The sequence below is a fragment of the Novipirellula rosea genome (assembly GCF_039541335.1).
GTDB lineage: Bacteria > Planctomycetota > Planctomycetia > Pirellulales > Pirellulaceae > Novipirellula > Novipirellula rosea.
The window spans coordinates 686541-701034 of sequence record NZ_BAABGA010000120.1 but is presented as its reverse complement, the minus strand read 5'-3'; the positions used below and the strand labels follow the sequence as shown (position 1 = coordinate 701034).

Sequence of the window (14494 nt, the reverse complement as noted above, 5' to 3'; positions counted from 1 at the left end):
CCGTAGGGAAGCAGCGAATCATCTGCAGGATCAGATAGACCCTACGACAACATCACCGCGTCCGCTCGATGAGACTCGGTCTAGTGTAGCAAACGAGCCAAGTTCTCGCAGCCAACGCAGCCCCTGGGCGGCAACCCTATGACGCCATCCGACATGCCCAGCAAAGAAAAACAGCGTGCGACTCATTGCGAGCCGCACGCTGATGTGCATTCAATTAGATGACGGATCGGTGATCACCATGGGGTGGTCACCTCTGCCGGGGAAGGGAGCTTAGCGACGTCCGCCGCCGCCACCACCACTGCGTCCACGACCACCACCACCGCCGCCGCCGCTGCCGCCACGACGTCGACGTGGGCGATCTTCATCGCTGCCGCCACGGTCTTCACCGCCACGATCTTCGTCGTCGCCTTCGACTGCGGATGCCAATTCATCTTCCTCGCCAAGCTCTTCCAACGCACGGCGTCGGCTCAGCTTCACGCGATCGTGCTCATCGACATCGATGACCAAAACCTTCATTGGATCGCCAACGGCAACAACCTTGTCGATGCTGCTGATGTAACCGGTGCTGATTTCGCTGATGTGACACAGTCCGTCACGCCCTGGCAGGATTTCGACGAATGCACCAAAGTCCTTGATGCTGCTGACGACGCCATCGTAGATCTTGCCGATCTGAACGGTTGCCGTGCAAGCTTCGACTTGACGCATCGCTTCGGCAGCCGACTCTTTGTTCGAACTTGCGACCAAAACGGTTCCGTCGTCGTCCACTTCGATCACACATCCAGTGGTTTCTTGGATGCCACGAATGTTCTTTCCGCCAGGACCGATCAGAGCACCGATCTTGTCCGGAGCAATCTTGGTGCGAAGCAAACGAGGTGCGGTGGACGAGATCTCGCGTCGAGGACGTTGGATCGTCGTCAACATCTTGCGAAGGATCTCGATACGAGCTTCGCGAGATTGCTTCAACGTCGCACGAATCACGTCATCGCCAATGCCCGTGACCTTCAGGTCGAGCTGGATGCCGGTGATCCCGTTCTGAGTTCCCGCAATCTTGAAGTCCATGTCGCCGAAGTGATCTTCGGTACCGAGGATGTCGGTCAACAAGACCCAATTGTCAGGCGAGCTTTGCACCAAGCCGACCGAAATACCAGCAACAGGGTTGCTGATCGGAACGCCTGCAGCCATCAAGCCAAGGGTCGCTCCACAAACCGAAGCCATCGAGCTACTTCCGTTGGATTCCAAAATGTCACTGATGACACGGATCGTGTAGGGGAAGTCTTCGGCGGCTGGCAATACAGGGGCAACGCTTCGTTCTGCCAAACAGCCGTGGCCGATTTCACGACGTCCAGGGCCACGAATGGGGCGACATTCGCCAACCGAGAACGATGGAAAGTTGTAGTCCAGCATGAATTTCTTGCTGTACTCTTCTTGCAAACCATCCACACGTTGCTCGTCACGTGCGGTTCCCAGCGTGATCGTGATCAACGCCTGAGTTTCGCCACGCTGGAACAATGCCGAACCGTGAACGCGAGGCAACAGGTCGGTTTCACAGTAGATTTGACGCAAGCTATTGTTGTCACGTCCGTCGGGGCGAGTGCCGGCGAGGATCAAATCGCGAACGACCTTTTCTTCCAAGTCGTGCCAAACCGATTTGAAGCGGTTAACGCAGATGGCGCCGTCGGCCTTAGGATCAGGAATCACTTCGCCCATCGCGCGGTCACGCAGATTGCGAACCGCTTCGGCGCGATCTTGCTTGCCCGAAGTTTGTTGGGCGGCACGGAAATCGTCGTAGTAGGCGTCGTTCAGACGTTGGAACAATCCATCGTCTTCCGCAGCAACGTACTCTTTCTTCTTAGGATTGACCTTCTTGTACAGCTCGTCTTGCAGTTCGATGATTTCACGAATCACATCATGGGCAAAATTAATTGCTTCCATCATGTCGTCTTCGGCCATTTCGTTGGCGAAGCCTTCAATCATCGCGACCTTGTCACGCGAACCGCTGACGATCATGTCGAGTTCGCTCGACTCGAGGTCTTCGAAGGTTGGGAAGGCAACCAATTTGCCGTCCACTTTACCAACGCGGACCGAAGCCACGGGGCCTTGGAAAGGCAGTTCGCTGATGTGCAGTGCAACGCCCGCACCGTTCATCGCCAACACGTCGCCGTCGTTTTGCATGTCGCTGGCGACAACAAACGCCTGCACTTGAACTTCGTCTTTGTAGCCCGCAGGCCAAAGAGGACGGATCGGGCGATCCATCAAACGAGCACTGAGGGTTTCTTTGGTGCTCGGACGGCCTTCTCGCTTCAGAAAACCACCAGGAAATTTACCAGCCGCGGCCAAACGCTCGCGGTAATCACACATCAGGGGAAAGAAATCGAGACCAGGACGCGGGTCGCTCGATGCGGCAGCAACGAGGACCGAAGTCTCACCATACTGAACCATCACACTACCGGCAGCCTGCTTCGCTAATTGGCCGGTCTCGAACGACAACACGCTGTGTCCGATTTTCTTTTCAACTCTAATTTTATTCACAGTCACTTTGGAAACCTTCCTTCCACCTACATTCAATTACAACAACAAGAGATCGCTCGAACCGCGCTTGCGGCTCCCATCAACGGGACTCCCTCGTAGGGAGCGGAGCAATTCAAACAAAGGGGTGCGGCTTGCCGGGTTAGAAAGAGAGGGGGTGAGGGCAGGCAGTCTAGCCATTGGCCCAGGCAAACCCCCATCTCGGTCAGCGCACGGCGCTACCGCCGTCTACCGCACGGAGCGCGAAAAAGAGAGAAAAGAATCTCGGCTCGCCACCAGAGGGCGAGCGGAGTTGTTTGCCAACCATCGCACCAATGCGGCGTCTTTGTGGGCTATTTACGGATGCCCAACTTACCGATGATATCGAGGTACCGCTGTGGGTCCTCGCCTCGCACGTAATCCAGCAGACGTCGACGGCGACTCACCAAACCCAACAATCCACGCCGTGAAGCGTAATCTTTGCGATGGGTTCGCATGTGTTCCGTCAAACCATTAATACGCTCGGTTAGGATCGCAATTTGAACTTCCGGCGAGCCAGTGTCATCGTTGGCTTTTCCGTGTTCCTTAATGACTTCGGACTTACGTTCTTTCGAAATCGTCATTCGTATTACTTTTCGCTTCGTTTCAGTACGTTTGTTTTGTACAGTCTTTTCTTACAGACTTCGACAATTTACCAGCAGTTTCTACAAGCGGGGTAGTTTAGCGGTCCGCGCCAAACACGCAACGCCAAATTGCCCCCTGGCCAAGAAAAGAAACCACCGATTTCTCATTTTGCGGCCTACAGTACCGCTGCGGATTATTGGGCTTCATCCAGCCGCAGACCACTTCGCCCCCCATTGTCCGGGCAAATCGCTCGTGTCCGGGCAAATGGCTCGGAAAATCTCGAGCAGAACAAGCTGCAGCTCACGTCACCCCGATGCAAATAACCGGTGTGCCGACGTTTCCGCCAACCCCAGCTTGCTAGCTATCCCTGCAAACCTCGCATCCACTTGCATCATCCTGCCCACGAAGACTGCGGATTTCGTTAGCCGTCCAGCTACTTAACGAGCCGACTTGGAGGGAACGGGCGGAATGGGTGCGTCCACGTTTCCGGCATCGGATTCCGGCTGACGAACGGCCACCGGCATGGTCTCCACAGGCCCTATCCCGCTCATTTTGGGGGCATCGTCCTGAGCAGGCGAATCTTTGCCGTAGAACCGCCAATGTTTCTCTAAAATCAATCGCGCTCCGCGTCGGAACGAGATGAACGACCATGTCCAGCTGAGGATCACGAACAACCGATTTCGGAACCCGGTCAAGAAATAAATATGGACCACCAACCACGCCAACCAGGCGGGGAAGCCGGTCAAGCGGTACTTGCCGACTTCGGCAATCGCCCGGCTGCGGCCGATCGTGGCCATCTGGCCCTTATCGACATAATGAAACTCAGGCCTCGGCTTTTGATCCAATTCACAGCGTATGACCTTGGCAAAGTGACGTCCCTGCTGCATCGCCACCGGCGCGATGCCGGGCAAAGGACGCTCGTTGTCTCCTGCAAAGCTGCACAAATCGCCTGCCACAAAAACTTCTGGATGCTCGGCGATCGAGAGGTCTTTTTGTACTTGGATGCGGCCTTGGCGATCCCGCTGGAATCCGTCTTGGTTGCCGATTTCCGACGCTTGCACCCCCGCAGCCCACAACACGGTAGCGGCGTTAATTCGGTCCCCCGACACATCCACTCCGTTTTCGTCGATCCGCGTCACTCGGCTGTCCGTCCAAGTTTGGACACCTAGCGATTCCAGATCACGCATCGCTCGACTGGACAGTGTTTCCGAGAACATCGGCAAAATCCGCGGCCCCGCTTCGATCAAGATAATACGTGCAAGTTTGGAATCGACGTTGCGGAAATCGCGAGCCAAGGTGAAACGGCTCATCTCGCCGATCGCTCCGGCCAACTCGACTCCCGTCGGCCCAGCTCCGACGACGACAAACGTCAACTGTTTGCGACGCTCGTCCAAATCTTTCGTCAATTCCGCCTTTTCAAATGCTTCTAGAACGCGGCGGCGAATCTCCGTAGCTTGCTCGAGCGTCTTTAATCCGGGAGCATTCGCCTCCCATTCGTTATGCCCAAAATAACTGTGCTGAGCACCACAGGCGACCAGCAAGTAATCGTAGCTGACCTTGCCGAACGTCGCGGTCACGGTCCGTTCGGCCAATTGGATCGAATCGACTCGGCCACATAACACGCGAACATTCGTTTCTTTGGACAGGATGCTTCGCAGGGGGGCGGCGATATCCGCAGGACTCAACCCCGCCATCGCCACCTGATACAGCAACGGCTGAAACAAATGATGGTTACGACGGTCGATCAGAGTGACCGAGACGCGATTGTCGCGGCCTAAAGCCTTGGCCGCATTCAAACCGGCGAATCCACCTCCGATAATCACCACATGCTTCAACGATTCATTCATCCCATTTTCCAACGTTCATTTGCGGATCTCGACACCTCCATAATACGAACGATGAAGGCGACGGCGAGGGGAGATTCCCAGTGCGGTGCACGGCTGCCCCACGCACCGGCCGTCCGGCGTGACTAATGGGAGATCGTCTGCCGTTGGCAGGGGATGAGACGCAACAATCTAATTTCCCTTCGTCTAGGCTACCCGTCGCGATTACTTGCGGGCACGCTCACCCACCACCCCACACGACGCGGCACACCGTTGCTGAACCTGGTTTACGCGTGAGCATGACTGAACGAGGGCGGATCGCTGGCAGGGAAGCTCTCGTCGGACGCCTCGTCGATCATCTCTTCCTCGTGGGCGTGCACCGCTTCCGCGTGAGTCTGCACCGCTTCCGCGTGAGTCTGCTCCGTGCCCGCCTGAGCCGGCAGCGTGCCTGCGTCCGTCGGCGTCTCCTCGCCTCGCTGCTGTTGCCACTGCACCGCCAACTCGGCCGCCTCGGCCGTTTTTCGGAGCAGGCCGGGATAACGATCAGGCGGCTCTTGATTGGCAAACGTCTCGGATTGGCGGGCAAATTCCTCCGCATCCTCCTCGGACACCGCGATCGCTCTCGCACATCGCCGGAGGTCCTCACAGAGTATCTGCCACTGGGATTTCACAAATGGATCATTCATCATTGCACCTTCGGGTTGCTTTTCGTGTCAAAAGTCGACCATCGAAGTCGTTCCAACAGAAACAGTGCAAGTTTGATGCCGCTATCGCTGCGGTCGGGCCGACCACGACAACTTACAAACTAACGCAAACCGATTTGGTTTGCAGATAGTTCTCCAATACCGCATGCCCCATCTCGCGTCCCCAACCCGATTGTTTGTAACCGCCAAACGGCAACGCCGCATCAAACACACTGTAACAATTGATCCACACCGACCCCGCTTTGACCGCTTTGGCAAACCGATGCGCCTTGGAAATGTCACGCGTCCAAATGCCTGCCGCCAATCCGTAAGCGGTGTTGTTGGCCTGACCGACGAGTTCGGCCTCATCGCTAAACGGCATTGCCGCAACGACGGGTCCAAAAATCTCTTCGCGGACCACCGACATCTCCTCTGATGCGTTTTTCAGCACCGTCGGCTGAACAAAGTAGCCTGGACGATCCAGTGCCGAGCCGCCTGCGGAGGCCTCGGCGCCTTCTGCCACTCCGGCTTTCAAAAAGCCCTTCACGCGATCGAATTGTTCCCGCGAAACGAGCGGGCCCATTTGAGTCGATGCGTCAAAGCCGCTGCCGACCTTCAAATTCTTCGCAATCTCGCTGACGCCAGCGACCACTTCGTCGTAGACGCCTTTCTGTACAAACAGCCGTGATCCTGCGCTACAAACCTCGCCTTGGTTAAAGAAGATGGCATCCGCCGCACCGGCGATCGCGGAATCAAGATCGGCGTCGTCATAGATCACATTGGGACTCTTGCCACCCAGTTCGAGACTGACGCGTTTCAAATTGCCAGTGGCCGCATTGATGATTAACTTGCCGACTTCGGTGGATCCGGTGAATGCGACCTTGTCGATTTGGTCATGCGATGCGATCGCGGCTCCGGCCGTTTCACCAAAGCCCGTGACGATATTGACGACGCCGTCCGGCACACCGGCTTCGACGATCAATTCGCCCAGTCGCAGCGCCGAGAGCGGTGTCTGTTCGGCAGGCTTTAGGATTACGGTGCAACCGGTCGTCAGCGCCGGAGCCAATTTCCAGGCGGCCATCAGCAGCGGGAAATTCCAAGGAATGATCTGGCCGACCACCCCGACAGGTTCTCGCAGTGTGAACGCATGAAACTCGGCACCGGGAGCATAGGGCAAGCTGATCGGTATCGTGTTGCCTTCGATCTTGGTGGCCCAGCCCGCCATGTAGCGAAACATGTCGGCCGCCAATGCGACATCCGCTGCCTTGGCCACGGCGAACGGTTTGCCATTGTCGAGCGTTTCAATCTGCGCCAATTCGTCGGCGTGCTCTTCGATCAGTTCACCGATTTTCCAGATCAAACGCGAACGCTCTGATCCGCCCATTTTCGACCACGGACCTTGGTCGAACGCCTTTCTCGCAGCGGCGACCGCCAGCTCGACATCTGCCGCTTCCCCCTCCGCGGCTTGAGCAACCACCTGATCGGTTGCAGGGTCATAAACGTCGAATGTTTTGCCGCTTTTGGCCTCGACCCATTTGCCGCCAATCAACATTTTCTTGGGCGAACTCAGGAACGACTGTAGCGACTCGGGAACGGGTGAGTTTGTTGCGACGGACATCGGACACTCCTTCGAAATATGGACTGGACAGTAGTCTTAGTTTTGGAGACGCAATTTGATTTTCGGGCACAGTCGTAGCGAAAGTCGCAGAGACTTTCGGCAATTCACGTGCAAACCGAAACTCTCCGCGAGTTTCGCTACCTAACACGAAGCAGCCCCCATTGGTCTGCTTGCGAGATAAAAACGTTCTCTACTTCTATTGAATGCCAAGCACTAACGCCTGACAAGTGTTTTCACATACTCTCACTTCTCGCCGCGGTGCCGGAACTCCGCTATCGCTGCGGTCATCCTACGACTCGCCCTTATCCTTCTTGGCTCTTCGCTTGGCCTCCAGCAGACGCTCGGTGTAACTCGGCCCCGCCGATTCCGGTTTGGATTCGGCAATCGGCTTCGTTTCGCTGCGGGGGCCACTAATCGATGACGTATCGACCGGCGTCCCCTCCATTTCCGTCGGCTCGAACCGGACGCTTGCTCGACGCCGCTCGAGTGAATCGCCCAGCGAGTCTTTGCTCTTTTGCAGTGCATCAAGCCGCGCGGTCACGCTGGCATCGCGATCCTGTTTTTGCCCTCGCAGGCGACCGACCGCTCGGCCGATCCAATCCAAATTGATGGCCACTCGGCGAACGAACACGTCACCGAGAAATAGTCCACAGCTAGCCAGGACGAACCAAGGCCACACATCACGGAAACTTCTGGCCAGTGCCAAACCGCCACGAAAAGCGTTGGTATCGACCAGCGACTCACTGAGTTGATTCTCCAGCGGCGGCGTCACTTCGCCTGGTTTGCCGCCACGGGGTGTCAGTGCCGCCAGTGATTCCATTAACGCTCGATTGGTTTCTCGCACGCGGAATTCGTCGCTGTAGGGAACCGTCACACCGGTGGTCAGCGGTGACGCTCCTGGTCCTGGGACCACGTTGACAAAATAGCTGCCGGTTTCGTCCGCTGGAAAGGATCCGACGTAGCGGCCGGGCGCGGTTTGTCGCATTCGTAGCGGCACCGGTTTCAAACTCGGATCGAGTGCGGAGGCATTCATATCCAAAAAGTTCAGAAACGAATCGTCTTGATCCAATGCATTGACGACCACTTGGACCTCGCCATCACGGACCTGCGTCGCAATCGAAAATTTCCCAGTGTCACCGGTCGGCCGCATCAACCAACGGACCAATTGTGCATAAAACTTGTCATAGCCTGCCCACTCGGTCCAATCAGCGGCCCAACGTGCTCCCGCATCGGTGGTCATCACCGCGGTACGTCCCAGTCCGTATGTCCAGACCGCTAATACCGTCGCGTTCTCGGGTGAATCGGGCTTCGGCGATTGGATCAAAACTTGAGCCAGCGGGCTGTCTTTGGTCTGCGTCAACACAAAGCCATTGATATTCGGCAGCACACGATCGACGCCCTCGAGCATCGCGTGGGGGAAAATGACTTGTGGGTTCGCCCCCCCAGGCGGTTCGTAGACCAACGGCCGCGACACGCGACGAGCTTCACGCTGAAAGATTCGCGGCAGTGCTTTTCCGCTGGCGGCTTGATAGTACTTGCCCCCGGTGTCTTGGGCAATTTTGCGCAGCCGCGCACTCTCGGTCAAACCATGCGACGCGACCGCCACGGTGCTGATCGTGATGTTATTGGTTTTAAACGAGCTGATGGTGCCGGGTGATGGGTCGCTCGGGTCGCCGTCGCTGATGATGATGCAGTGCTTGGTCGAAGCGGGGGTGCGAGTCAAACCGGCGACGGCCATTCGCATCGCGGGATCAAATTGCGGCATATCGCCTGGGGTCATCCGTCCGATCGCAGTTAACATCGCCTTGCGATTCGGGCCCACTTCGAGCAGTCCGTTGCGACCGCCCCACAGCCATGCGTCCCCCGTCATGGTCCAGTGCAAAACGCCGGCGTAATCGGCTGGCCCCAGCTGTTCCACGGCTGCCCGCGCGATCACTTTTTGCCAATGGTTGCCTTCGGCCATCTCGCTGGCGTGCATGATGCACGCCAATGCTCCGACGGCTTGGATTTTGGTGTTTTTGATTTTGAAGTCGACCGGCATCGCCTTTTCCAGCTCGGTGCCCGACCATCCGCCCGCCCCGAACGCCTCGGGACCGCCGATCATTAGCAGCCCCGCGCCGAGCTGCTGCGTATTGCGAACGAGCATGTCGATTTGTTCGTCGGTGAAGGACGAGATTTGTTCGCTACTGTCGCCCGCCGCTCGCGGAACGCCGGCCAAGATCACCGCGTCATACGCTTGCAGCTCCGCCAGCGAACCGAACAATTCGTCACTCGGTTGCTGGACGACTTCGATGTTCGCATCCCGCAGCGCGTCGGTCATCAAATCAAAGTCGCCGATATGCGATTTGTCTTCGATCAACAACACACGCCCTTTGCCACGGACGTAGGTGTACGCCGTCGCACTGTTGTTTTGGCGAATACCGTCATCGTCGGCCGCGTCGGGCACAAATTCGGCTTCGTAGGTGTAACCCGCTGGCTGTTCGATTTGATGGCGAAGCGGGAAGACATTTTTCCCGTCATCGAGCGTCACCGATTGTTCTAACAGCAACGACTCTTGGCCACCGACACGCTGTTTGACTCGCAATTTTCCTTCGACCGGCTCGCCACTTCCCGCCTCGGAATAATTGCTGACAACAATCCGCGCCTCAAACGGCTGTCCTTTGCGGATGTTATCGGGCAGGTCGATTTTCTCGACCAAGACTTCACTTTTGGTATCGATGATCACGGGAACCACATCGATTCCGATTCCGGCTTGGGCCGCACGCGCAGCCAACTTGCGAGCTTGCCCGATGTTCTCGTTGCCATCGGTGACAATCACAATACGTCGCGAGGTGTCTTCGGGCATCGACGCCTGAGCCAGATTCAGAGCCGATTCCAAATTGGTCGCATCGGTGCGATCCCGCAAGCTTTCGAGCCGACGCAGCGGAGGAATATCGTCGTCAAATGGCGGAATCTCGATCGATGCATCGCGTCCAAAGACGACAATCCCTGCACGGTCTTCGCGAGTGCCGTCACGATGCCGACGGACATTGCGGATCACATAATCCAGCATCACTTGGCGTTTGACTCGTGGGATACTCTCGCTTTGGTCCAACAAGTACATCACGGTCACGCGATCGCTGACCCAGACCAATTGCACTCCGGCCAGCGCCAACACGATGCCGGTCCAAACCACGGTGCGAAACAGCAAGGCGAAGCCGCGGCGAAACCGCCCCAACGCTCCGAGCGACCGATATCCGTACCACCACAACAGTGGCAAAAACAGCAGCAACCACAAGTAGCCGGGCTGGTCAAAACCGAGTCGCGTGGGAAGCATCATGAGCAGATTATCAACCAAAGGTGTGGGATAGGCTTCCAGCCTGTCATCCGTAGCAACGCTATTCCGCCGTCACTTTTACCCGATCGTTTCCGGATCACGGTAATAAACCGAGGCAAAGAAGACGGAGGCAATGCCCACTATACCAAATCCCAGAATGAAAACCGAGATTGCGATACTTGGCATCCCCAGCACATCGGTCTTATCAGCCGGCGCCAAACAGACCGCCACGACGCTGATCACATTGTTGACAAAATGGGCCAGCATGGCGGGAAACAGCGATCCGCTTTTCCACGACAAAAACCCCAAATAGACGCCCAGCGGAAAGACGGCAACGATGTGGACAAAGTCCATGTGGAAGGCGGCAAATAGAAACGACGAAACCAAAATGCCGGCAAGCGGGCCGAAGGATTTCGCCAATCGAGTCTGCACATAACCGCGAAACAAGATTTCTTCGCAGAGCGCCGGAGTCGCTCCGATCAACAGTGCGATTGGAATCAAAAAGCCGTTGTGACCGTGGAAACGAAACGCCTCGCTCATCACTTTCAAGCTTTCGCTCTCTTCCATAAAGCCGCCGACGACCAGTGACGAAATCAATCCCACCAACGGCGTGGCCAAGGCGGCAGCGAACCAAACCCAGACGGGCCAGCGACCGCGGACCAACGACAAACGCTTGCGTGTTTCCACAGGCGACAGCAGTGCAGCAAACAACGATGGCACAATCATGGCTAGTTGAGGAATCAAGATGATCATCACGATTCCGGTTCGCGACTTCATCACATCGCCCAGTGCATTGGGATCCGAGACCAATTGAGGGTTGAAACCACCATGAACGATCAAAAACGCAAGCACTGAGGTCAGCATGCTGACGAACAAAAAGACGCCTAGCGAGGCCGCGACGACGGCGATGGTGGTCCACCAGCGGAAACGCTCGGGGGACAAGTCGATCGAACTGTGGAGCGGAGGAGCAAGCTCATCCACCGTGGACAGAGGATGTGGCGCACGCGGCAACGCCGGAGCATACGGATTGGCCGGCTCGAGCGGTTGTGATTCGGAAGGGGGCAAATGGTGTGGCGATTCGGTATCGGGCCTTGCACTGGCATCCGAGTCGGGGGGGTGAGATTGATCGTCTTCAGGCGGACGAGGATCCATGGTGAAACATTCCTAGAGATCGCACGCGGGAAACGGCGGCAACGCGAGACATCCATTGGCCGCCGTATGCGTGATGGGCTTTGGGCGAGCCCGTAGTGTACGCGACAAACCGGTCGCCGGGTATTCACGACGATTCCGATGGCGTCGACGAAATTTTCGCCACCGTGATGCTCGAAAAGAAGTTTGAAAAAGCGAAGTTGCGGATGGTAGAGTGAAAACCGGTTTGTCCATGTGGGCGTGACCGACAAAGCATCGGCCAGCAGTGCACTTTAAAACCTCCAGTTTTTTGCCTGCTTTTACTTATTACTCTTAATCGTACTCTTCTCCGCTGGTCACCGGACAAACTTGGCTACCGCAGACGGGATTAAGAGTAAGATTAGGATCAAGACTAAGAGTTGCTAACCAAAGGGTCTGAGCCATTGTCGCTCGGCTTTCCAAGCCGTTGGCGGTCATTTCCCCGAAACAAGATCGCTCAATCGGCAATCAATCATTAACCCCGTAAAAATGACGGGGCGGTACCTGCGTCCCGCGGTGGAGCTCACAAGTATGAGCGGTTGGTACGCAGCGACGAATGATTTCGGACAGCCGAATGACGCTGGATTGAGTGAACGAAACTGCTCGCTTTAAGACTCCAGTGCAGTGCGGATCATCGCAATGATCGCGGACTCGGACTCGCTGACTCGGCCATCGCCGGAGACGACGTTGGCGATCGCGACCAGCAACGACTCGATTGATGACGGCGGAGCTAGAGACATCCGTTGCACTGCGGATTCAAATTCGTCCCAGCTTAACTCGGCCGCTGGCAAACGCGATGTATCGGCGAATCGCAACTGCGACCAGCCTCGCATGAACTCGTAATCCGCCATGCCATCGTCGCCATCGCAGACCGCCAACACTGACAAGATGATCCGCGAGTATCCGGCCACCTCGTGCGGCGGGACGAACGCAGAGGAGGCTTCGGGTGGATTCGGCTCAGATGCTCGCACGATCATCCACAGCGACGCGTGACGCGCCCAGTCACGATCGCCCAGACGACGACGACACTGCTCTGCTGCCAAGCGAAGTTGACTACGTTCCTTGGGTGACATCATTTCGGCGTCGCTGCAAAGCTGTGCCAACCATGCGATCTGAGTCGCTGCGTCTGCGTCGCAGATTGTTTTCAACCATGCGGGATCACACGCTGAAGTCGACTGCTGTGGCTCGAGACCGACCAACATCGGAATCGAAATCGCAAAGGTCTCTGGACGAAACAATGACGTCACCACTGCTGCGGGTTCGGCAAGCATTGCGACCGCTGCACCACCCCCATACGTATCTGCAATCGCGGGCTGAGGCGAACTTGGCGTCAACGGTTCGGGCATGCCATCATCCGCGTCGTTATCTCCAAACAGCAATTCCATCACAGCCACCGTTTTGGGCGCATGATCTTCACGCCGCCGCTTCGTAACCGGTTCGTGATAAATCGGCGTCGCATCGCCAAGCGGATCGAGAGCGAACAATCGCGTTTCTATCGGCGGATGCGTGGCGTACCAACATGGCTTGTCGTGGTAGTCCACAAACAACATCGGTGCAACGATAGTCGTCTGCGGATGCAGCAATTGACCACGTTGCGGATGCCCGACGATGCGGCGCAGCGCCTTGGCCATCGCGGCGGGATTGCGAGTCTTTTGCACGGCTTCGGCATCCGCTAATGTTTCGCGTGATCGGGTGATCGCCAACGTTAACATCGCGGCGGCAAAGGCGCCGGCCAACCCAAACGGCCAGATCGCGATCCCTACCAACATCCACACGTAACCCCACGAAGCCCCTTCTTCGTTGGATTCGCTGGTTTCGTGTCCTATACGAAAAATCCATTCGGCACACAGACGAACCGAATTGAGTCCATATAGAATCGCAGTCAACTGAGTTCCCAGCCGTGTGTCGCCTTGCGTCAAATGGCTGAACTCGTGCGCGATCACGCCTTGCAGTTCTTCGCGTGGCAAACACTTGATTGCTCCGGCGGTAACGCACAGGATACTGTCGTCGGTCGCCAGCCCCGCAGCAAACACATTGATTCCAGGTTCATGGTCGAGCACGACAATCGCTGGCGGAGTTGTTCCAAATGCGATCGCCATTTCCTCGACAACGTTGACCAGTTTTCGTTCGTTGGCGGAGCGTGGTTGATTGAGATGTCGGCCGCCCAGTGCCAAGCCGATTGCCCAGCCGCCTTCGCCGACAATCCGCCGCCGCTCGTAGAAAGTCGCTGCCAGGATCCCAAGACTGCTTAGCGAAATCCCAAACAGCGAGGTGTACCAAAATACGATCGCCGGATCGACACAGCGCGTGTCGGGGGTCGTGGGTTGCTCGAACGCGTGGACGAACCGCCTCAGGATTTCTTGAGTATTGCGATGACGCCGCGAATACCTTGACGGCGATTCGGTAACGGACGACTGAAACACGGATCGCGGCGGCTGTTTGCCGGCATCGACGGCGGCAGCCACATACACCACCGGGAACATCAATAAATAACCGACTGCCATGCCGGTCGCGACCGCGGTTAAGCCTTGTGCCAACAAAACCAATGCGTAGAACCGCGAACTGCTGCGACGCGCACGCGTTTGCCGCGATAGAAAATCAAACATCGATCGTCTTTCTCATTTCGATTCCAAGCAGATCGCATCCCATCACCAGAGCTCCCTCGATGACGCTTCGAGCTGGGACAAACGCGTCACTGCAATCATCACGCAGGAGGTTGACGCGTGGAGACGGGACGCGATGACGCGGTCCCCAGAGG

General features: G+C 56.8%; 8 protein-coding genes. All 8 read right to left on the bottom strand.

The genetic code is table 11. The features are described from left to right. Nucleotides 1-270: 270 nt before the first annotated feature. Nucleotides 271-2535, bottom strand: a complete 2265-nt coding sequence (gene pnp / locus ABD971_RS34710; RefSeq protein ID WP_339941542.1) for a polyribonucleotide nucleotidyltransferase — start codon at nucleotides 2533-2535, stop codon at nucleotides 271-273. Nucleotides 2536-2858: 323 nt separating this feature from the next. Continuing rightward, nucleotides 2859-3128 carry a 30S ribosomal protein S15 gene (rpsO, locus tag ABD971_RS34705; protein ID WP_339941540.1) on the bottom strand — a complete coding sequence of 90 codons (270 nt, stop codon included), beginning with the start codon at nucleotides 3126-3128 and terminating at the stop codon, nucleotides 2859-2861. Between the two features lie 438 nt (nucleotides 3129-3566). Continuing rightward, the gene (locus tag ABD971_RS34700; protein WP_339941538.1) at nucleotides 3567-4976 is read right to left on the bottom strand and encodes an NAD(P)/FAD-dependent oxidoreductase; all 1410 of its coding nucleotides are present in this window, start codon (nucleotides 4974-4976) and stop codon (nucleotides 3567-3569) included. A 263-nt stretch (nucleotides 4977-5239) separates the two neighbouring features. Beyond that, nucleotides 5240-5638 carry a hypothetical protein gene (locus ABD971_RS34695; RefSeq protein ID WP_345328346.1) on the bottom strand — a complete coding sequence of 133 codons (399 nt, stop codon included), beginning with the start codon at nucleotides 5636-5638 and terminating at the stop codon, nucleotides 5240-5242. Nucleotides 5639-5750: 112 nt separating this feature from the next. Continuing rightward, nucleotides 5751-7253 (bottom strand): aldehyde dehydrogenase family protein, encoded by a 1503-nt coding sequence (locus tag ABD971_RS34690; RefSeq protein ID WP_345328345.1) that lies wholly within the window; start codon nucleotides 7251-7253, stop codon nucleotides 5751-5753. 289 nt (nucleotides 7254-7542) lie between these two features. Beyond that, a complete protein-coding gene (locus ABD971_RS34685; RefSeq protein WP_339941532.1) occupies nucleotides 7543-10572 on the bottom strand; it encodes a VWA domain-containing protein in 3030 nt (1009 codons plus the stop codon). A 75-nt stretch (nucleotides 10573-10647) separates the two neighbouring features. Continuing rightward, nucleotides 10648-11721: a CPBP family glutamic-type intramembrane protease gene (locus ABD971_RS34680; RefSeq protein WP_345328344.1), complete on the bottom strand. Its 1074-nt coding sequence runs from the start codon at nucleotides 11719-11721 to the stop codon at nucleotides 10648-10650. Between the two features lie 623 nt (nucleotides 11722-12344). Then, a complete protein-coding gene (locus tag ABD971_RS34675; RefSeq protein ID WP_345328342.1) occupies nucleotides 12345-14342 on the bottom strand; it encodes a M48 family metalloprotease in 1998 nt (665 codons plus the stop codon). Nucleotides 14343-14494 lie beyond the last annotated feature (152 nt).